Origin of the sequence: Bradyrhizobium sp. INPA03-11B (genome assembly GCF_040446015.1) — a bacterium.
Lineage (GTDB): Bacteria > Pseudomonadota > Alphaproteobacteria > Rhizobiales > Xanthobacteraceae > Bradyrhizobium > Bradyrhizobium macuxiense_A.
The window spans coordinates 118,132-137,073 of sequence record NZ_JASGSR010000005.1; the positions used below are offsets into that span (position 1 = coordinate 118,132).

Sequence of the window (18,942 nt, forward strand, 5' to 3'; positions counted from 1 at the left end):
GTTCCGAAGCTAATCCGCCGCGCGCAGCCGATAGCCGATGCCGGTCTCGGTCAGTACGAATTGCGGCCGCTCGGGATCGGCCTCGATCTTCTGGCGGAGCTGGCGCACATAGACGCGCAGATATTGCGCGTCGGTCAACTCGTCCCACAATTCCTTCAGCAGGAAGCGGTGGGTCAACACCTTGCCGGCATGCTGCACCAGCACGCGCAGCAGGTCATACTCCTTCGGCGACAGCTTGATCTCGCGGTCAGCGACCTTGACGATCCGCCGCACCAGATCGACCGAGAGATCGCCGGAGCGGAACACCGGCCGCTCGCCCTGCACCTGCAGCTGGTGACGCAGCGCCGCGCGCAGCCGCGCCAGCAATTCGTCCATGCCGAACGGCTTGGTCAGATAATCGTCGGCGCCGAGATCGAGCGCCTGCACCTTGCCGGCCTCATCGCCGCGGCTCGACAGCACCACGACCGGAACGCTCTCGTTGCGGCCACGGATCATGCGCAGCAGGTCATGGCCCTGGATATCGGGCAGCCCGAGATCGAGGATAATCAGCGCCGGCCCCTCCGCCAGCATCTCCAGCGCGATCTTGCCGTTGGAGGCTTCCAGGATGTCGTAGCCCTGCGTGCTCAGCCCCATCCGCAAGAGCTTGCGGATCGGCGGTTCGTCGTCGATGACCAGCACCTTGATCGGCGTCGCGTTCATGCAGCAGTGTCCAGCGCGTTGGTGTCCGCCGGGATCGGCAGGCGGATGGTGATGACGGCGCCGCTCCGGTCGGAGCGGTTGGCCGCCGCGATCGTGCCGCGCATCGCCTCGACGAAACCGCGCGAGATCGCCAGGCCGAGGCCGGTGCCGGGACGAACATGGTCGCCCTTCTCGGCGCGATAGAATTTGTCGAACACGCTTTCAAGCTCGGCCGCGGGAATGCCGTTGCCTTCATCGAGAATCTGCAGCGCGATCGTGTCGCGGTCGCGCGCGCCGCGGATCGAGATCGTGGTGTCCGAGGGGGCGTATTTGGCGGCATTGTCGAGCAGGTTGAACAGCACCTGCTCGAACAGCACGGCGTCGAGCTCCAGCATCGGCAGATCGGCCGCGAGCTCCAGCGACACCCGGTGATGCACCAGGATCTTGGCGGCGCGACGCAGCGCGCTGCCGACGATCTCGCCGACATCGTGCCGGGCGGTGTTGGGCACGATGGCGCCGGATTCCAGCTTGGTCATATCAAGGAGATTGGCGATGAAACGATTGAGCCGCTCCGATTCGTCGATCACGGTAGCGAGCAGATCATGCTTCTGGGCGTCGCTCAGGTTCGCGCCGAGATCGCGCAATGCCGAGGCCGAGCCGAGCACCGAGGCGAGCGGCGTCTTGAGGTCGTGCGAGATCGAGGTCAACAGCGCGCCGCGCAGCCGGTCGGATTCGACGGTGCGCTTGACGCGATCCATGTCCTCGACCAGCAGCACACGCTCGATCGCGAGCGCGCCCTGATCGACCAGCGCATCGAGCAGCCGGCGCTGGTCCGGCGTCAGCAGCGGTCCGGTGCGGTCGTCGTCGATGCCGATCACCCCGATCGGACCGCGGCCGGTGCGCATCGGCAGGAACAGCCGCTTGCCGCCCGGCAGCGTGTCGGAGCCGCGGCCAGCCGGCCGATCGTTGCCCCAGGCCCAATTGGCGGCGGCGAGATCGGCCTGGTCGAGCTGGTCCTCGGGCGGATAGCCGCTTTTGACGGTGAGCATCCCGTCTTCCGGCAGCAGCAGCACCACGCGCACCTTGAGCATCAGCGCAATCTGGTAGGCGGTCGCCCACAACACGTCGTCCAGCGTCGCGGTGCCGGCGAGCTTGCGGCTGAAGGCGTAGAGCGATTCGGTGGTGCGGACGCGGCCGATCGCGGTGTCGGCCTGGGTGCGCACCCGCGCAGCGACGTTGGACACCAGCAGCGCGATCAGCATGAAGAAGAAGAACGCCGCGACATTGGTCGGGTCGGTGATGGTGAAGGTGTAGACCGGCGGCAGGAAGAAGAAATTGTAGCACAGCGACGCCGCGACGCTGGCCAGCAACGACGGCCACAAGCCGTAGCGCGCCGCCGCGCCGACCACCGCGGTGATGAAGACGAGGTCAACGTTCTCGATGCCGAAGACCGGCTGGATCAGCTTGGCCGCGCCGAGCCCCAATGCCGTCAGTAGCAGCGCCATCAGATAGGGCCGCGGGTTGAACGGCTCCTGCCGCTGCGCGGTCTGCACTGCGGCCTTGCCGACCGGCAGCTCGTCGCCGGCAATCACGTTGACGCTGATATTGCCGGCCCGGCGCACCAGATCGTGCACCACGGAGCCGTGGGTCAGCTCGAACCAGCGCGAGCGCGTGGACTTGCCGATGATGATCTGGGTGACGTTGTTGGCCTGGGCGAAATTGATGACATCGTCGGCAATGCGGCGGCCGACGCCGGGGAGCGTCAGCGCCTCGCCGCCGAGCGATTCCGCGAGCCGCATGGTGTCGGCAAGCCGGTCGCGCTGCTCGTCGGTCAGCTGCAGGCTGCGCCGCGTCTCGATGCTGACCGCGGTCCATTGCGCATGCAGCCGGTCGGCCAGGCGCTTGGTGTAGCGCACGAGGCCGGCGGCGCGCGGATCCTCGCTCAGGCAAACCAGGATGCGTTCGCCGGCGGCCCAGGGGCCGGCAATCGCATTGGCCTGCATGTGATTGAGCAGCTGCTCGTCGACCCGCTCGGCGGTGCGGCGCAGCGCCAGCTCACGCAGCGCTGTCAGATTGCCGGGCGAAAAATAATGTTCCAGCGCCCGCTCGGCCTGCTTGGGCACATAGACCTTGCCCTCCTTCAGCCGCTGGATCAGGTCGTCGGGCGTGAGGTCGATCAGCTCGATGGCATGGGCGCGATCGACCACCGAGTCGGGGACAGTCTCGCGCACCCGCACATGGGTGATCTGCGCGACGACGTCGTTAAGGCTCTCGATGTGCTGGATGTTGATCGCGGTGTAGACGTCGATGCCGTGCGACAGCAGCTCCTCGACATCGAGATAGCGCTTGGGGTGCCGGCTGCCCGGCGCATTGGTATGGGCGAGCTCGTCGACCAGCGCGAGCTGGGGCCGCCGCGCGATCACGGCGTCGAGGTCCATTTCCTCCAGCGTCTGGTCGCGATAGGTCAGCCGCTTGCGCGGTATCACCTCGAGGCCCTTCAGCAGCGCCTCGGTCTCCATCCGGCCGTGGGTTTCGACGACGCCGACCACGACGTCGACGCCCGCCTTGAGGCGGGCGTGGGCGCTCGAGAGCATCTCGTAGGTCTTGCCGACGCCGGGGGCGGCGCCGATGAAGATCTTCAGCCGCCCCGAGCGATCGGTCTCCCGGCGCGCCGCCTCCAGCAGCGCATCCGGCGAGGGTCGTTTATGGGGGTCACGCTGATTGGCCATACCGCAATATAGTCATCCTGCGAGAGCGGGCCTACTCCCCTATTTCGCCTTGGCCGCGTCGAGCGCCAGGTTGAGCGCAAGAACGTTAACGCGGGGCTCGCCGATCACGCCAGCAAAGCGGCCTTGCGTGTTCTGCGTCACCAGTTCGCGCACTGCATCCTCCGACATGCTGCGCGCCTTGGCCACCCGCGGCACCTGGAACAGCGCGGCGTCCGGCGAGATGTCGGGATCAAGCCCGCTGGCCGAGGTGGTGACGAGATCGACCGGCACGCTCGCGGACGGGTTCTCCGCCTTCAGCTTCTCGACATCCTCCTTGACCCGGTCGTTCAGCGCCTTGCTGGTCGGGCCGAGATTGGAGCCGCCGGAATTGGCTGCGTTGTAGGGCGCCGGCACGGTCTTCGTGGAATCGTTCGGGTCGGGCGCGACCGTCGCCGACGGCCGGCCGTGGAAATACTTCTCTTCCTTGAACTCCTGCCCGATCAGGGCGGAGCCGACCACCTTGCCGTCCTTCTCGATCAGGCTGCCTTGCGCCTGCTTCGGAAAGACGACGCCGGCGATCGCCGTCATGGCGAGCGGATAGGCAAGGCCCGTGATCGCGGTCAGCAGGGCCAGCACCAGGATGGCAGGGCGAATTTCTCTCAACATGATAGGTCTCCTAAGTCTCTTTCGTCATTGCGAGCGAAGCGAAGCAATCCATGGTTCGGCATAACGGATCGATGGATTGCTTCGTCGCTTCGCTCCTCGCAATGACGGCTACAGGGTTAAGCCAGGCCCAAAGCGGCGACGACGAGGTCGATCGCCTTGATGCCGATGAACGGGATGATGATGCCGCCTAAGCCATAGATCATCAGATTGCGGCTGAGCAGCGCGCCGGCACCGACGGCGCGGTACTTGACGCCCTTCAGTGCCAGCGGGATCAGCGCAATGATGATCAGTGCGTTGAAGATGATCGCCGACAGGATCGCGCTCTGCGGGCTCGCCAGATGCATCACGTTCAGCACCTGGAGCTGCGGATAGAACGCAAGGAACATCGCCGGGATGATCGCAAAATACTTGGCGACGTCGTTGGCGATCGAGAACGTGGTCAGCGCGCCGCGGGTCATCAACAGCTGCTTGCCGATCTCCACCACCTCGATCAGCTTGGTCGGGTTGGAGTCGAGGTCGACCATGTTGCCGGCCTCGCGGGCCGCCTGCGTGCCGGTGTTCATGGCGACGCCGACATCGGCCTGCGCGAGCGCCGGCGCGTCATTGGTGCCGTCGCCGCACATCGCCACCAGCTTGCCCTTGGACTGCTCGTCGCGGATCAGCTTGAGCTTGTCCTCGGGCGTTGCCTGCGCCAGGAAGTCGTCGACGCCGGCCTCTGCCGCAATCGCGGCCGCGGTCATCGGGTTGTCGCCGGTGATCATCACGGTGCGGATGCCCATGCGGCGCAGTTCGGCGAAACGCTCGCGGATGCCGCCCTTGACGATGTCCTTCAGATGCACGACGCCGAGCAGCTTGCCGTCCTTGGCCACCGCCAGCGGCGTACCGCCGGCCTTGGCGATCTCGTCGGCGATGGCCTGGATCTCGCGTGCTTCGGCACTCATCGTTGCCGAAACGGCGCGGACGGTGTTACCCGAAGCGACGGTGCGGGGCGAGCCGCCGTCGACATAGGCAAGGATCGCATCCACCGCGCCCTTACGGACCGAGGACGTGCCGGCATCGATGCCGCTCATGCGGGTCTGCGCGGTGAACGGCACGAAAGTCGCTGCCAGCTCATGCATGTCGCGGCCGCGGATGCCGTACTTCTCCTTGGCGAGCACCACGATCGAACGGCCCTCCGGCGTCTCGTCGGCCAGCGAGGCGAGCTGCGCCGCGTCGGCGAGGTCCTGCTCGGTGACGCCGCGGATCGGGCGGAACGCGGTCGCCTGGCGGTTGCCGAGCGTGATGGTACCGGTCTTGTCCAGCAGCAGCGTGTCGACGTCGCCGGCGGCTTCCACCGCGCGGCCGGACATCGCCAGCACGTTGAAGCGCACCAGGCGGTCCATGCCGGCGATACCGATCGCCGACAGCAGCGCACCGATCGTTGTCGGGATCAGCGTGACGAACAGCGCAACCAGGATCACGACCGAGATCGAGCCGCCAGCATAGGCCGCATAGCTCGGGATCGTCACGGTCGCGAACACGAAGATGATGGTGAGGCCCGCGAGCAGGATGTTGAGCGCGATCTCGTTCGGCGTCTTCTGCCGCTCTGCGCCCTCAACCAGCTTGATCATGCGGTCGATGAAGGTCGAGCCTTGAGCGGCGGTGATGCGGACCCGGATCCAGTCCGACAGCACCTGGGTGCCGCCCGTGACCGCCGAACGGTCGCCACCGGATTCCCGGATCACGGGCGCGGATTCGCCTGTTATCGCGGCCTCGTTGACCGAGGCGACGCCTTCGATCACTTCACCGTCGGACGGGATGTTGTCGCCGGCCTCGACCAGCACGATATCGCCGACCTTCAGCGACGTGCCAGGCACCAGCCGGAAGGTTCGGTCCGTTCCGGTGAGCAGCTTTGCCTGGCTCTCGGTGCGGGTCTTGCGCAGTGATTCCGCCTGCGCCTTGCCGCGACCTTCGGCGACGGCCTCGGCAAAGTTGGCGAACAGCACAGTGAACCACAGCCAGAGGATGATCTGGAAGGTGAAGCCGAGGCTGGCTCCACCGGTCAGCAGATCGCGGACGAAGATCACGGTGGTCAGCGCGGCGACGATCTCGACCACGAACATGACCGGGTTCTTGGCCATCAGCCGGGGATCGAGCTTGACGAAGGCCGAGGTCATCGCAGGTACTAGGATCTTAGGGTCGAGCATGGTCGACCCTTGCTTTTGCAATTTTGCGGTTTCCATGGATGTCACTCCGGTCAAATTCGATCAGAACAAGGTGTTGGCGTTCATGGCGAGATGCTCGACGATCGGCCCGAGCGCCAGCGCCGGGAAGAAGGTCAGTCCGCCGATGATCAGGATGACGCCGACGACGAGCCCGACGAAAAGCCCGCCCGTGGTCGGGAACGTCCCTGCAGACGGCGGATGCGACTTCTTTTCGGCGAGCGATCCTGCGATCGCCATCGCCGGCACGATAATGAAGAAGCGGCCGACGAACATCGCGCATGCGAGCGTCAGATTGTAGAACAGGGTGTTGCCGCTGAGGCCCGCGAACGCCGAACCGTTGTTGCCGGTCCCCGAGGTGTAGGCATAGAGCACTTCGGTGAAGCCGTGCGGGCCGGCATTAGCCATCGAGGCCACGGCCGAGGGCAGCACGACGCCAACCGCGGTCCAGCCGAGATACATCAGCGGCAGCACCAGGATCGCGAGCATCGCCATCTTGACCTCGCGCGCCTCGATCTTCTTGCCGACATATTCCGGCGTGCGGCCGACCATCAGGCCGGCGACGAAGATCGAGATGATCACGAAGATGAGCATGCCATAGAGACCGGCGCCGACACCGCCGATGATGATCTCGCCGAGCTGCATGTTGATCAGCGGGATCATGCCGCCGAGCGCGGTGAAGCTGTCATGCATCGCATTAACCGCGCCGCAGGAGGCGGCTGTGGTCACCACGGCGAACAGCGAGGACGCGACGATGCCGAAGCGGACCTCCTTGCCCTCCATGTTGCCGCCGGAAATACCCAGCGCCTGCAGCGCCGAGGTGCCGTTGGCTTCTGCCCAATAGGTGACGGTGACGCCGGCGACGAACAGCACGCCCATCACGGCGAAGATCGCCCAGCCCTGGCGTTGATTGCCGACCATGCGGCCGAACACATTGGTCAGCGCGGCGCCCAGCGCGAAGATCGAGATCATCTGCACCAGGTTCGACAGCGCGGTCGGGTTCTCGAACGGATGCGCTGCGTTGGCGTTGAAGAAGCCGCCGCCATTGGTGCCGAGCATCTTGATCGCGACCTGCGAGGCGACAGGCCCGAGCGCGATGGTCTGCTTGCCGCCTTCCAGCGTGGTGGCATCGACATAAGCGCCGAGCGTCTGCGGCATGCCCTGCCAAACCAGGAACAGCGTGTAGACGATGCAGATCGGCAGCAGCACATAGAGCGTGCAGCGTGTCACATCGACCCAGAAATTGCCGACCGTGCGCATCGACGAACGGGTGAAGCCGCGGATCAGCGCCATCGCGAGCGCGATGCCGGTCGCCGCCGACAGGAAGTTCTGGTGGGTCAGGCCCAGCATCTGGACCAGATAGGACAGCGTGCTCTCGCCGCCGTAATTCTGCCAGTTGGTGTTGGTGATGAAGGAGATCGCGGTGTTGAAGGAGAGATCCTCGGCAACCGCCGTCTGTCCGGCCGGATTGAACGGCAGCACCGCCTGCAGCCGCATCAGGCCATAGATCAGTGCGAAGCCGCCGACATGGAACAGCAGCATGGCGACCGTATAGGTCAGCCAGTGCTGTTCGCGTCGCTCGTCGACGCCGCCGACCCAGTAGATGCCGCGCTCGACCGGGCGCAGCACGGGGGAGAGGAAGGTGCGCTCGCCGTTGAACACGCGGGTCATGTACCAGCCGAGCGGCTTGACCAGCGCGATCACGATCGCGCAAAACAGAAGTATTTGAATCCAGCCGATGACGGTCATCGCGTCAAACCTTTCGAATGGGAGCGAAGCGCAGCAGCGACGCGAACACGCCGAGCAACAGCCCGGTCAGCACCGCGTCGGCTAACAGAATCTGGCAGAGCGTAAGCATCGCGGGCCGCCTAGAAGCGTTCGGGCCGCAGCAATGCGTAGGTGAGGTAGAACAACAGGCCGAGCGAGACGACGCCGGCGAGCGAGTAATCAAAGATCATCGCCGCCTCCGTTACAGCCGTTCGCAGGCGTAGGCGTAGCCGATGCCGGCCGCGAAGAAGCCGATCGCCAGCGCCGCCATGAGAATGTCCATCATGAGAGACTCCTATGCATCCGAGTGGCGCGGGCGACCGTACAAGCGCTCCGCACCGGATCGCCGTGAGGTGCCATCCGGGGCATAGGTTTTCGAGAGGTGGCGCATAAGGACGTTATAGGAATCGTATAAGTGCCGCGGACTTGTTCGGGCGTCGGCCCGCATCGCAACGCTCGCCCCTATGTGCCTGCTGGTCTTTCACCCTCCCCTGGAGGGGGAGGGTCGGTTCGCATGCAGCGAAGCGGAATGCGAAACGGGGTGGGGTGATCTTTCCACGCGAGCACTGTTGGACGCGGAGGGACCGTCACCCCACCCCGCTTCGCATCGCTGGCGCGATGTGAAGCGACCCTCCCCCTCCAGGGGAGGGTGAGGAAGGGCCAGTTCCATCTTTATGGAATCCCTATATCTCGGCCCCTTCCCTCATCTCGTTTTCAAATGACACTCCGGCCATTTTGGGCCTGCGGCCAATGCTTTGGGCCGTGCGCAAGACGAGATGACGTCATGTCCGTGCTTTCCGAACACACCACCACCGACCTCGGCGAACGGCTGCGCGACGCCTGTGCTGTTACAGCCGAGTTCATGGCCGACGTCGTCAGCCAGACCTGCCGGCGCTTTCCCTCGGCCACGCAGGGCGGCAAGACCTCACGCGTCGAGCGCCTGATCCAGTCCGGCGCGTGGACTGACGCTGCGATCGCGCTGCTCGATCTCGAGCTGCCGCAATGGCAGATCCGCCGCCTGGTCTATGACGAGGGCGAATGGCACTGCGCCTTGTCGCGCGAACGCGAGCTGCCCGACTGGCTCGACCAGTCGATCGAGACCCACCATGCGGATCTCGCGCTCGCGATCCTCAGCGGCTTCGTCGATGCGCAGCGGATCTCGACGCCCGAGAACCGCACCAGCGTGCCCACCGTCCGTCGCGGCATCAGCACGCTCTGCGAGCCGCTGCTGGTCGACAATATCGGCTGACGGCGGCACGATCGTGAACGCGAAACAATTGCCGCGGCAGCTGCAGTCGGCCCAGGTCATGGTCCGGTTCGGCTTCCGGCTTGCCATCATGATCGGCTTTGCCGTGTTCGCCGGCGCGGGCTTCGGCAGGGGCCTCGTCACGCTGCTCTGGATGTCGGCCGTGATCTGCGCTTTCGCGGGGATTGCGAAGCGGGAAATGCCGTTGGCCGCAAACCTCAATCACTGGGACGAGATGACCGCCTATGTCGCGCTGTGCGCGCTCGGCACCGGCATCGTCCAACACACCTGAAGTCATCCCTCAAATCCTATGCCGCTCCTATGAAGTCGGCCGTCGCTCGCGCTCGATTTCATATCCGGCAACACAGACATTGCAGGCGTGACTTCGACTAAACCGTTTTCGAGCGAAACCTGTCCCGGACTTGATCCGGGATGGACACCGGTTCGCGTGAAGAAAACGCGTCAAGCAAGAGAATAAGGACTACATCCGTGAAACTCGTCGAACCTCCCTCGTGTAGCGCAGCGTCCACTATCGTCTTCATCGGCCGCAACCATCGCGGCCAGTGGGTCGCCCAACAACAGAACGGCCTCTATGGCGGCCTGTTCGTCAACCGCGCCCAGGCCGTCAAATACGCGCTGTTCGAGAACGGCCAGCATCCCGAAATGATCATCGAGCTGTCGCGCGAGCTCGAGCTCAATACAAGCGGCGAGACCGCGCCCCTCCCCGCGAGCCGCGTGGCCTGAGCCACCCCATGATCTCGCAGATAACATCGAGATGGGCGTCGAAGGCTGATTCGGCCGAATGGCTGTCAGGCTTCATCCCCGATCTTCCGACCCCCTTCAACCACCGGGACGAGATCGACACCGATGCGTTCGGCCGGCTATGCGAGCGTCAGATCGCAGCCGGTGCCTCCGCGCTGGTGGTCGGCGAGACCGCGGGCGAAAACGCGACGCTGCAGCCCACCGAGCGCGTGCAGCTCGTCGAGATCGCCGCCCGTGTCGCGCGCAAGCGGGCGCGGATCATCGCCGGCGCCGGATCGAACGCGACGGATCGCGCCGTCGCGTTCACGCGTGCGGCCGAAGCGGCCGGTGCCGACGCCATCATGTCGGTCGTGCCGTACTACAACAAGCCGATGCCGCGGGGCATGGCGGCGCATTTCCGCGACGTCGCCGCGGCCACGACACTGCCGGTCATCCTGCACGACATTCCGTCGCGGACCGTGAAGGGCCTCGCGGACGAGACGTTGCTCGCGCTCGCCGCATCGCCGCGTTTCGCGGGATTGCGCGACGGCGGCGGCGACGTCGCCCGCCTCACACGCCTGCGTTCACGCCTGCCCGCCACGTTCCGGATGCTGACCGGCGACGATCATTCGTCGCTGGCCTGGCTCGCGGCCGGTGGCGACGGCTGCATCTCGACTGTCGCGAACGTCGCGCCCGATCTCTACGTGGCCGTTTATCGGCATTTCCGCGCGGGCCGGCTGTATCAGGCGCGGGAGCTGCACCAGCGGCTGGTGCCGCTCGCAGCCCTGCTGGAGCGGGAGCATCCGGCCGCCCTGAAGTTCGCGCTGGCGCTGCTGGGCTTCATGCAACCGGCGACACGGCTGCCGATCGTGCAGCTGGGTGCAACTGACAAGGCTGAGGTCGCGCAGGCGACGGCGGCGCTTGCCGACGAATATCTTGCAGCGGCGCAGTGAGACCGCCAACGCGCCGCAAGCGATCGCAATGCACAATGGCACGCCCCGGCTTCGTCCGTGACGCCGCGCCATATTGAGGTTCCGGAACCGCGCCCCATATCAACGGCAAGGGAGTGCTTGCCGTGCAGACCTTCAAGGCGGCTCTCGTTGTGGCGATCGCACTGGTCGCTCTGGTCGTCTCCATCCGTCCCGGTACGGCCGCGGACAGCAACCGCCTTGCCCTGACCATTTCGATCGATGGCGCGATCGGGCCGGCAGCGGCCAGCTACGTCAAGGACGGCCTGGCCAAGGCGGCCGAGCGGCACGCCGAGGTCGTGATCCTGCGCCTGAACACGCCAGGCGGTCTCAGCACCAGCATGCGCGAGATCATCACCGACGTGCTGGCCTCGCCCGTTCCGGTCATCGGCTACGTTGCCCCCTCCGGCGCCCATGCCGCGAGCGCCGGGACCTACATTCTCTATGCGACCCACCTCGCCGCCATGGCGCCCGGCACCAATATCGGCGCCGCGACGCCAGTGCAGATCGGCGGCCCGCTGCCGGGCCTGCCGGGCAGCACGCCGGACAAGGGTGGCAAGGAGCAGAAGGACGGAAGCAGCCCTGCCGAGCCGAAAGATGCCATGACGGCGAAGGTAACGAATGACTCGGTCGCCTTCATCCGCAGCCTGGCCGAATTGCGCGGCCGCAATGTCGACTGGGCCGAGAAGGCGGTGCGCGATGCCGCCACCCTCTCCACCAACGCCGCGCTGCAGGCCCATGTCGTCGAATTCATCGCGCATGATCCGGCCGACCTGCTTAGGCAGATCGATGGCCGGACGGTGGAGCTTGCCGGCGGCAAGACGCAGCGCCTGGCGACCAAGGATGACGTGATCGAAGCCATCGATCCAACCTGGATCTCGCGCGTGCTCGCAGTCATCACCGACCCCAACATCGCGTTCGTGCTGCTGATGGTCGGGATCTATGGCCTGATCTTCGAGTTCATGTCGCCCGGCGCCGCGGCGCCCGGGGTGGTCGGCACGATCTGCCTGCTGGTCGGCCTCTACGCGCTCAACATGCTGCCGATCAACTACGCCGGCTTCGCGTTGATGCTGGTCGGGATCGCGCTGCTCGCGATCGAGGCCTTCAACCCGACCGTCGTGATCGGCCTTGGCGGCATCGTCGCCTTCGTGCTGGGAGCCGCCATGCTGTTCCGGATCGAGGCGCCCGGATACCGCCTGTCATGGCCGCTCATTGCCATCGTGGCGGCGATGTTCACCGGGCTCATCCTCGTCGTGCTGGGGGCGCTGCGCCGCGCGCGCAACGGCCCGCTGCGGACAGGTGCGCAAGCCATGCGCGGGCTATCGGCCGAGGTCCTCGACTGGTCCGAGACATCAGGTCACGTCTTCACCAATGGCGAACGCTGGCAAGCGCGCGGCACCGAGACCTTCAAGGCGGGAGAGACGGTCGAGGTCGCCAACATCATCGATTTGACGCTGGTCGTGCGGCGTGCGCCGGCATCCGCCGGCGAAGGAGGTACAGCATGATGCTTGATTATTTCACCTACGGGGCGGTCGCGCTGCTCGTGATCATCTTCCTGACCCAGGCGGTGCGGGTGCTGCGCGAATACGAGCGCGGCGTCATCTTCACGCTCGGCCGTTTCACCGGGGTGAAGGGCCCGGGGCTGATCATCCTGATTCCGGTGGTGCAGCAGCTCGTGAAGGTCGATCTCAGGGTGATGGTGCAGGTCGTGCCGCCGCAGGACGTGATTTCCCGCGACAACGTCTCGGTCAAGGTCAACGCCGTCCTCTACTTCCGCATCGTCGATCCCGAGCGCGCCATCATCAAGGTCGGCGACTACATGGCCGCGACCAGCCAGCTGGCCCAGACCACGCTGCGCTCGGTGCTCGGCAAGCACGAGCTCGACGAGATGCTGGCCGAACGCGACAAGTTGAACGCCGACATCCAGGAGACCCTCGATAAGCAGACCGACGTCTGGGGCATCAAGGTCACCGCGGTCGAGATCAAGGACATCGACATCAACGAGACCATGGTACGGGCGATCGCCAAGCAGGCCGAAGCAGAACGGTTGCGGCGCGCCAAGGTGATCAACGCGATGGGCGAGCAGCAGGCCGCAGAGAAGCTGGTCGAGGCCGGCCGGATCCTCGCCCAGGAGCCGCAGGCGATGCAGCTCCGCTATTTCGCGGCGCTGCATGACATCGCCGGCGAGCGCTCCTCGACCGTGGTATTCCCGCTGCCGATGAACCTGCTCGATCACCTGGCGCCGCGACGTGAAGCGACGTGATCCGGCTTGCTAATGCCCGCGATGCTTGGCGCGCCAGGCCGGCCCCGGGCCGCGCATGTAATGCGCCTCGGGCCGGTAGCCGCCGATCGGCTCCTCGCCGATCCAGGCCAGGAATTTGAGCAGCCCTTCCGCGGCGCTGCGCAGCAGGCCAGCAATGAGTGACGCCGCGCGCATCTCAGTAGTCCCACTTCTCGCCGAGCACGACCGGGGCCCGCGGATATCTCTCGGCATCGCCGCCGGGCATGCCGGCATGGAGATGGGCCCGTGCCCAATCCTCATGGCCGCGATGTAGCAGCAGCTCGTTGCGCAGCCGATGGATCTTGGCGGCGGCGATCGCGCGGTGAACAGTCCTGAAGGCCGCGCCGATCCGCCGGATGGTTCGCTTCAGGACCGGGCCGACAGCACCGGTCGACCCGCACAGCCGGACGTCGTGTAAATGGAGCAAGGTCATGTCCCACCTTCCTGTCGGCGGCGCGCGCCAGCGCACCACGTCACGCCAGAAGATGCTGGGACGGCCGTAGGAATTCGAGAGGGCACGCCGCGGTGCGGCATAGGAGCCGCATAAAGACCGGTCGGCCCCTGGCATCCCGTCGTGACGGGCCCCGGCAAGACGGAACGCGACGTCCCGGCGCGTGTTGACCAGCTTCTATTCGGTGCTAGCCTTTTCGATTGCGAATTGTCGTCACGCGGATTCCGATGGCCGCGTCGAGGGTGGAGACCATGGACCTCGTATCGCCAAATGTCGCAACCGCCGGGCAATCCGATGGCGTGATCGCGGCAGGCGTCTATGTCGAGGGCCGACGCGTCGCCAATATCGCGATCGACGAGGCCGCAGGCTGGCGCAACAAGCCGGATCACGTGGTGTGGATCGGCCTGCACGAACCCGACATGACGCTGCTGAAAAGCTTGCAGCGGCAATTCCAGCTGCACGACCTCGCGATCGAGGACGCCGATCATGCGCATCAGCGGCCGAAGATCGAGCAGTATGGCGATGCGCTGTTCATCGTGGCGCGTACCGCGCAGCTCGAGGGCGACGGCATCGCCTTCGGCGAGACGCATCTGTTCGTCGGCGAGGGCTACATCGTCTCGGTGCGCCACGGCGCCTCGACATCCTACGCGCCGGTCAGGGAACGCTGCGAGAGCTGCCCGCGCGCGCTCGCCCGCGGCGAGGACTACATCCTCTATGCCATCCTCGATTTCATCGTCGACAACTACTCCCCGGTGCTCGAGACCATCCAGGACGAGGTCGAGAGGATGGAGGCCGAGGTGCTGGCGAGCGCGATGACGCGGGCGCAGATCGAACGGCTGTATCTGTTGCGACGCGACCTGCTGCGGCTGCGCAACGCAGTCGGGCCGCTCGTCGAAGTCTGCCGAAGGCTCGAGCGCGACGACCTGCCGATGGTGCGCGTCGCGATGCGTCCGCTGTTCCGCGACGTCACCGATCATGTCCGCACCATCCAGGAGCGGATCGACTCGCTGCGCGAGGTGCTCGCCTTTGCGTTTGAAGCCAGCCTGCTGGTCGGTCAGGCGCAGGAAACCGCGATCTCCAAGAAGCTCGCCTCCTGGCTTGCGATCGTCGCGGTGCCGACCGCCGTCGCCGGCATCTACGGCATGAATTTCAAGTACATACCGGAGCTGCAATGGGAGTACAGCTATTTCGTCGTGATGGGCCTGATGCTGGCCGCATGCGTCGCGCTGTTCTGGCGGTTCAGGCGGTCCGGCTGGCTGTAGGCGGCGATCAGACCATCAAGCACTGTGGTCCGGAGCAGATTGCAGCGGCACATCGCGGCCATGCTGCAAATCGCAAGATTTCGGACAATTTTACCCTCGGTGAGCGGCGCGAGGGGCCGGTTTACGGTCGGCTGCAAGACCGGTAACGTTGCCTCCCAATGCGACGTGGAGAGTGCCGATGCGGCCCAAGGATCAGATCAACTGGATGCTGACGGATGCGATCGAGGCGCTCGCCCGCGCCGAACGATTGCACCAGAGCTTCCTCAATTTGCACCCGCGCGGGGAGACCAGCGAGCCGAGCTGGGAACCGCCGATGGACGTGATCGAGACCGAGCAGGAGATCCTGATCCTGGTCGCGCTGCCGGGGGTCGATCCCGACGAGGTCGAGGCCGCGCTCGACGGCGGCACGCTCGTGATCTCCGGCCGCCGCACCCTGCCCTCTGAGCTCCGCAACGCCCGCATCCTGCGCCTCGAGCTTCCGCAGGGCCGCTTCGAGCGCCGCATCGCGCTGCCGACCGGCCGCTACACCATCAGCCGCTTTGCCGCGCATGGCTGCGTCGGCCTGCGGCTCGGAAAATCGAGCTAGAGGATCTCGCCATGGCTGCATCAGACGTTTCAAGCCCGGCGAGCTCGGCGCCGATCCCGAGCGACGCGACGATCATCGTCCCGGTGCGCAACACCGTGCTGTTTCCGGACGTCATCATCCCGATCACGATCGCGCGCGCGACCTCGATTGCCGCCGCCCAGCAGGCGGTGCGCGAGCAGCGGCCGATCGGCATCCTGCTGCAGCGTGATCCCGAGGCCAACGATCCCGGCCCCGACGGGCTCTATCGCGTCGGCACTGTCGCCAATATCGTCCGCTACATCACCGGCGCCGACGACAGCCATCACCTGGTCTGCCAGGGCGTGCAGCGGATGCGCGTGCTCGACTATCTGCCCGGCACGCCATTCCTCGCGGCGCGCGTGCTGCAAATCCCGGAGCCGACCACCACCTCGCCCGAGATCGAGGCGCGCTTCCTCAATCTGCAACGCCAGGCGCTCGAAGCCGCGCAATTGCTGCCGCAGACGCCGCCCGAATTGATCGCCGCGCTGCAGGGCACCACCTCGCCGGCGACGCTCGCCGACCTTGCCACCTCCTACATGGACATCAAGCCGCAGGAGAAGCAGGACATCCTCGAGACCATCGACCTCGTGGCGCGCATGGACAAGGTCTCGCGTCATCTCGGCGAGCGCATCGAGGTGCTGAGGCTGAGCCAGGAGATCGGGCAGAAGACCAAGGCCGTGTTCGACGAGCGGCAGCGCGAGGCGATCCTGCGTGAGCAGATGGCGACCATTCAGCGCCAGCTCGGCGAAGGCGACGGCAAGGCCGCTGAAGTCGCCGAGCTGACCAAGGCGATCGCAGAAGCCAAGATGCCGCCGGAGGCCGAGAGCCAGGCGCAGAAGGAGCTGCGCCGCTACGAGCGGATGCCGGAGGCGGCGGCCGAATCCGGCATGGTGCGAAGCTATCTCGACTGGCTGATCGATTTGCCCTGGAGCATTCCGGAGGAAAAGCCGATCGACATCGCGGAGGCGCGCAAGATCCTCGACCAGGACCATTATGGCCTCGAGAAGATCAAGAGCCGCATCATCGAATATCTCGCGGTGCGCAAGCTCGCGCCCGGCGGCAAAGCGCCGATCCTCTGCTTCCTCGGACCGCCCGGGGTCGGCAAGACCTCGCTCGGGCAATCGATCGCGCGGGCGATGTCGCGGCCGTTCGTTCGTGTCAGCCTTGGTGGCGTGCATGACGAGGCCGAAATCCGCGGCCATCGCCGCACCTATATCGGCGCGCTGCCGGGCAACATCATCCAGGCGATCAAGAAGGCCGGCGCGCGCAATTGCGTGATGATGCTGGACGAGATCGACAAGATGGGCCGCGGCATCCAGGGCGATCCGTCGGCGGCGATGTTGGAGGTGCTCGATCCGGAGCAGAACGGCACCTTCCGCGACAATTATCTCGGCGTGCCGTTCGACCTGTCGCGGGTCGTCTTCATCGCCACCGCCAACATGCTCGACGGCGTGCCCGGTCCGCTGCTCGACCGCATGGAGCTGATCAGCCTCGCCGGCTATACCGAGGACGAGAAGCTCGAGATCGCGAAGCGCTATCTGGTGCGCCGGCAGCTCGAGGCCAACGGCATCAAGGCCGAGCAGGTCGAGATCGATCCGGACGCGCTGCGACTGATCATCCGCAGCTACACCCGCGAGGCCGGCGTCCGCAACCTCGAGCGCGAGATCGGCAAGGTGCTGCGCAACGTCGCGGTGCAGATCGCCGAAGGCAGCACCAGCCACGTCACGATCACGCCGAAGGACATCGTGTCGCTGCTCGGCCAGCCCAGGTTCGAGAACGAGATCGCGCAGCGCACCAGCATCCCCGGCGTTGCCACCGGGCTCGCCTGGACCCCGGTCGGCGGCGACATCCTGTTCATCGAGGCCTCGCGCACGCCGGGCCGCGGCGGACTGACGATCACCGGACAGCTCGGCGATGTCATGCGCGAGAGCGTGCAGGCGGCGCTGACGTTGGTGAAGGGCCGTGCATCGCAGCTCGGCATCGACCCGGCGATCTTCGAGAGGAGCGACATCCACGTCCACGTACCTGCCGGCGCGACGCCGAAGGACGGCCCGAGCGCAGGCGTCGCGATGTTCACCGCCCTCACCTCGCTGCTGACCGACCGCACCGTGCGCAGCGACACCGCGATGACCGGCGAGATCTCGCTGCGCGGCCTCGTGCTGCCGGTCGGCGGCATCAAGGAGAAGGTGGTCGCCGCCGCGGCCGCGGGCCTGACCCGCGTGATGCTGCCGGCGCGCAACAAGCGCGACTACGACGACATCCCCGTCGGCGCCCGCGCCAAGCTGGAGTTCATCTGGCTCGAACGGGTCGACGAGGCGATCGCCGCCGCGCTCGAGCCCGCCAAGGCGACGCCCGCCGCGGCGGAGTGAGCGCCGGCGGAGGGGACACTCCGCGTCGATCATCTCGCCTGGGGCTTACCCCTCTCCCCAACCCTCCCCCGCAAGGGGGGAGGGAGCCGACTGAGCGTGCTCACCTCACCACGCAAGCGGGACGGACGACGGCTGGATCGATGCATGATCCACCATGCGTACGAAGCGTTTATGTTGCGCGTGTAAGGAAGGCAGAGGCGGAGGGGTTCCCTCCCCCCTTGCGGGGGAGGGCTAGGGAGAGGGGTGCCGCACGGCGTGCTCTCTCAACTCGATCCTCGACGCATTCGGAGCGCCGTCGCTCAGCTCTTGCCCATGCAATCTGAAATGTAGAACCAGCGGTCGTCGCCGGTCAGTCCCTTCTGCTTCACCTCTTTCCGGCAGGCCTTCAGCTTGGGCTTGTTGGCGCGCCACTGCGCCCTCATCTCCTTCAGCTTCTCCATCGTCAGCTTCATCTTCGACGGCTTGGCCGTCGTGGCGGCCGGTGCCGGCGCGGCCGGCGCTGCGGTCTGCGCCGACGCGGCATGAAGTCCTAAAGCGAGCAGCGCGGCGGCAAGGCAAATCCGGGTGCAAGACATTGAAATTCCCCAATCCCATTTCTGTTCATTGAAATAAAGCGAACGCCGCAGGCGCCGGAGCACCGGCAACCTGCGGCGATGATTGTCGCGATCAGAGAATTTTGACCGCGCTGAGCAGCGTCATGTAGACGCCCCAGGCCAGCGGAATGCCGACGAACAGCCAGAACAGCGCAGCCTTGGCATCGAGCCCGCCAAACCCGATCCCGTAGGAGCCGTGCGGTCCGGCCGCGGCGGCGCTGGCACTCGCGTCCTGTAGCTTGGCGACCTCGGCGTCGCTCATGTGCCACTTCGGATCGACCGGCTTGATCAGGTAGTTGCAGATCAGGCCCGCGATCAGCATGGCGCACAGGATGTACATCGTGGTGTTGTAGAGCTGGTCGCGCGGAACGCCGGCGGCAAGCTGGAATTCACGGATGTAGTTCACC

At 65.9% G+C, this 18,942-nt stretch carries 18 protein-coding genes and 1 pseudogene; 9 read left to right on the plus strand and 10 right to left on the minus strand.

The window, feature by feature from the left end:
• Positions 1 to 9 precede the first annotated feature (9 nt).
• From QMZ05_RS03495 to QMZ05_RS03520, 6 genes are all read right to left on the minus strand, one after another.
• Positions 10 to 699 (minus strand): response regulator transcription factor, encoded by a 690-nt coding sequence (locus QMZ05_RS03495; protein ID WP_353699501.1) that lies wholly within the window; start codon positions 697 to 699, stop codon positions 10 to 12.
• Entirely contained in the window at positions 696 to 3,407 is a 2,712-nt protein-coding gene (locus QMZ05_RS03500) for a sensor histidine kinase KdpD (protein ID WP_353699502.1), read from the minus strand. The genes QMZ05_RS03495 and QMZ05_RS03500 overlap by 4 nt, the downstream gene beginning before the upstream one ends.
• 39 nt (positions 3,408 to 3,446) lie before the next feature.
• Positions 3,447 to 4,052 carry a K(+)-transporting ATPase subunit C gene (locus QMZ05_RS03505; RefSeq protein ID WP_353699503.1) on the minus strand — a complete coding sequence of 202 codons (606 nt, stop codon included), beginning with the start codon at positions 4,050 to 4,052 and terminating at the stop codon, positions 3,447 to 3,449.
• A gap of 116 nt (positions 4,053 to 4,168) precedes the next feature.
• Positions 4,169 to 6,274 carry a potassium-transporting ATPase subunit KdpB gene (gene kdpB / locus QMZ05_RS03510; RefSeq protein WP_353699504.1) on the minus strand — a complete coding sequence of 702 codons (2,106 nt, stop codon included), beginning with the start codon at positions 6,272 to 6,274 and terminating at the stop codon, positions 4,169 to 4,171.
• 24 nt (positions 6,275 to 6,298) lie between these two features.
• The gene (kdpA, locus tag QMZ05_RS03515; protein WP_353699505.1) at positions 6,299 to 8,002 is read right to left on the minus strand and encodes a potassium-transporting ATPase subunit KdpA; all 1,704 of its coding nucleotides are present in this window, start codon (positions 8,000 to 8,002) and stop codon (positions 6,299 to 6,301) included.
• A 119-nt stretch (positions 8,003 to 8,121) separates the two neighbouring features.
• A complete protein-coding gene (locus tag QMZ05_RS03520; protein ID WP_007595755.1) occupies positions 8,122 to 8,211 on the minus strand; it encodes a K(+)-transporting ATPase subunit F in 90 nt (29 codons plus the stop codon).
• 593 nt (positions 8,212 to 8,804) lie between these two features.
• Between QMZ05_RS03520 and QMZ05_RS03525 the strand changes: the two genes are divergently transcribed.
• The 6 genes from QMZ05_RS03525 (at position 8,805) to QMZ05_RS03550 (ending at position 13,238) form a co-directional block, all read left to right on the plus strand.
• Positions 8,805 to 9,269 (plus strand): hypothetical protein, encoded by a 465-nt coding sequence (locus QMZ05_RS03525; protein WP_353699506.1) that lies wholly within the window; start codon positions 8,805 to 8,807, stop codon positions 9,267 to 9,269.
• 13 nt (positions 9,270 to 9,282) lie between these two features.
• Complete coding sequence (locus tag QMZ05_RS03530) at positions 9,283 to 9,558, plus strand: hypothetical protein (RefSeq protein WP_353699507.1); 276 nt, start codon at positions 9,283 to 9,285, stop codon at positions 9,556 to 9,558.
• Between the two features lie 197 nt (positions 9,559 to 9,755).
• Positions 9,756 to 10,010 (plus strand): hypothetical protein, encoded by a 255-nt coding sequence (locus QMZ05_RS03535; RefSeq protein WP_353699508.1) that lies wholly within the window; start codon positions 9,756 to 9,758, stop codon positions 10,008 to 10,010.
• 8 nt (positions 10,011 to 10,018) lie between these two features.
• A complete protein-coding gene (dapA, locus tag QMZ05_RS03540) occupies positions 10,019 to 10,960 on the plus strand; it encodes a 4-hydroxy-tetrahydrodipicolinate synthase (RefSeq protein WP_353699509.1) in 942 nt (313 codons plus the stop codon).
• 122 nt (positions 10,961 to 11,082) lie between these two features.
• On the plus strand, positions 11,083 to 12,480 hold the full coding sequence (locus tag QMZ05_RS03545) for a nodulation protein NfeD (protein WP_353699510.1): 1,398 nt from the start codon (positions 11,083 to 11,085) through the stop codon (positions 12,478 to 12,480).
• Entirely contained in the window at positions 12,477 to 13,238 is a 762-nt protein-coding gene (locus tag QMZ05_RS03550; RefSeq protein ID WP_050426346.1) for a slipin family protein, read from the plus strand. The genes QMZ05_RS03545 and QMZ05_RS03550 overlap by 4 nt, the downstream gene beginning before the upstream one ends.
• A 9-nt stretch (positions 13,239 to 13,247) precedes the next feature.
• Here QMZ05_RS03550 and QMZ05_RS03555 read toward each other — a convergent pair whose 3' ends face one another.
• Positions 13,248 to 13,412, minus strand: coding sequence for a hypothetical protein (locus QMZ05_RS03555; protein ID WP_353699511.1), 165 nt, complete (start codon positions 13,410 to 13,412; stop codon positions 13,248 to 13,250).
• A gap of 1 nt (position 13,413) precedes the next feature.
• A complete protein-coding gene (locus QMZ05_RS03560; RefSeq protein ID WP_353699512.1) occupies positions 13,414 to 13,689 on the minus strand; it encodes a hypothetical protein in 276 nt (91 codons plus the stop codon).
• Between the two features lie 269 nt (positions 13,690 to 13,958).
• Here QMZ05_RS03560 and corA point away from each other — a divergent pair, with 269 nt between their 5' ends.
• From corA to lon, 3 genes are all read left to right on the plus strand, one after another.
• The gene (gene corA / locus QMZ05_RS03565) at positions 13,959 to 14,969 is read left to right on the plus strand and encodes a magnesium/cobalt transporter CorA (protein ID WP_353699513.1); all 1,011 of its coding nucleotides are present in this window, start codon (positions 13,959 to 13,961) and stop codon (positions 14,967 to 14,969) included.
• Positions 14,970 to 15,147: 178 nt separating this feature from the next.
• Positions 15,148 to 15,555, plus strand: coding sequence for an Hsp20/alpha crystallin family protein (locus tag QMZ05_RS03570; protein WP_353699514.1), 408 nt, complete (start codon positions 15,148 to 15,150; stop codon positions 15,553 to 15,555).
• A gap of 11 nt (positions 15,556 to 15,566) precedes the next feature.
• Positions 15,567 to 17,942: an endopeptidase La gene (gene lon, locus QMZ05_RS03575; protein ID WP_353699515.1), complete on the plus strand. Its 2,376-nt coding sequence runs from the start codon at positions 15,567 to 15,569 to the stop codon at positions 17,940 to 17,942.
• A 299-nt stretch (positions 17,943 to 18,241) separates the two neighbouring features.
• Here the strand turns inward: lon and QMZ05_RS03580 are convergent, their stop codons facing one another.
• Both QMZ05_RS03580 and QMZ05_RS03585 read right to left on the minus strand, forming a co-directional pair.
• A complete protein-coding gene (locus QMZ05_RS03580) occupies positions 18,242 to 18,517 on the minus strand; it encodes a hypothetical protein (RefSeq protein ID WP_050426342.1) in 276 nt (91 codons plus the stop codon).
• A 91-nt stretch (positions 18,518 to 18,608) separates the two neighbouring features.
• Positions 18,609 to 18,942, minus strand: a pseudogene (locus tag QMZ05_RS03585) (MFS transporter); the annotation flags it as partial.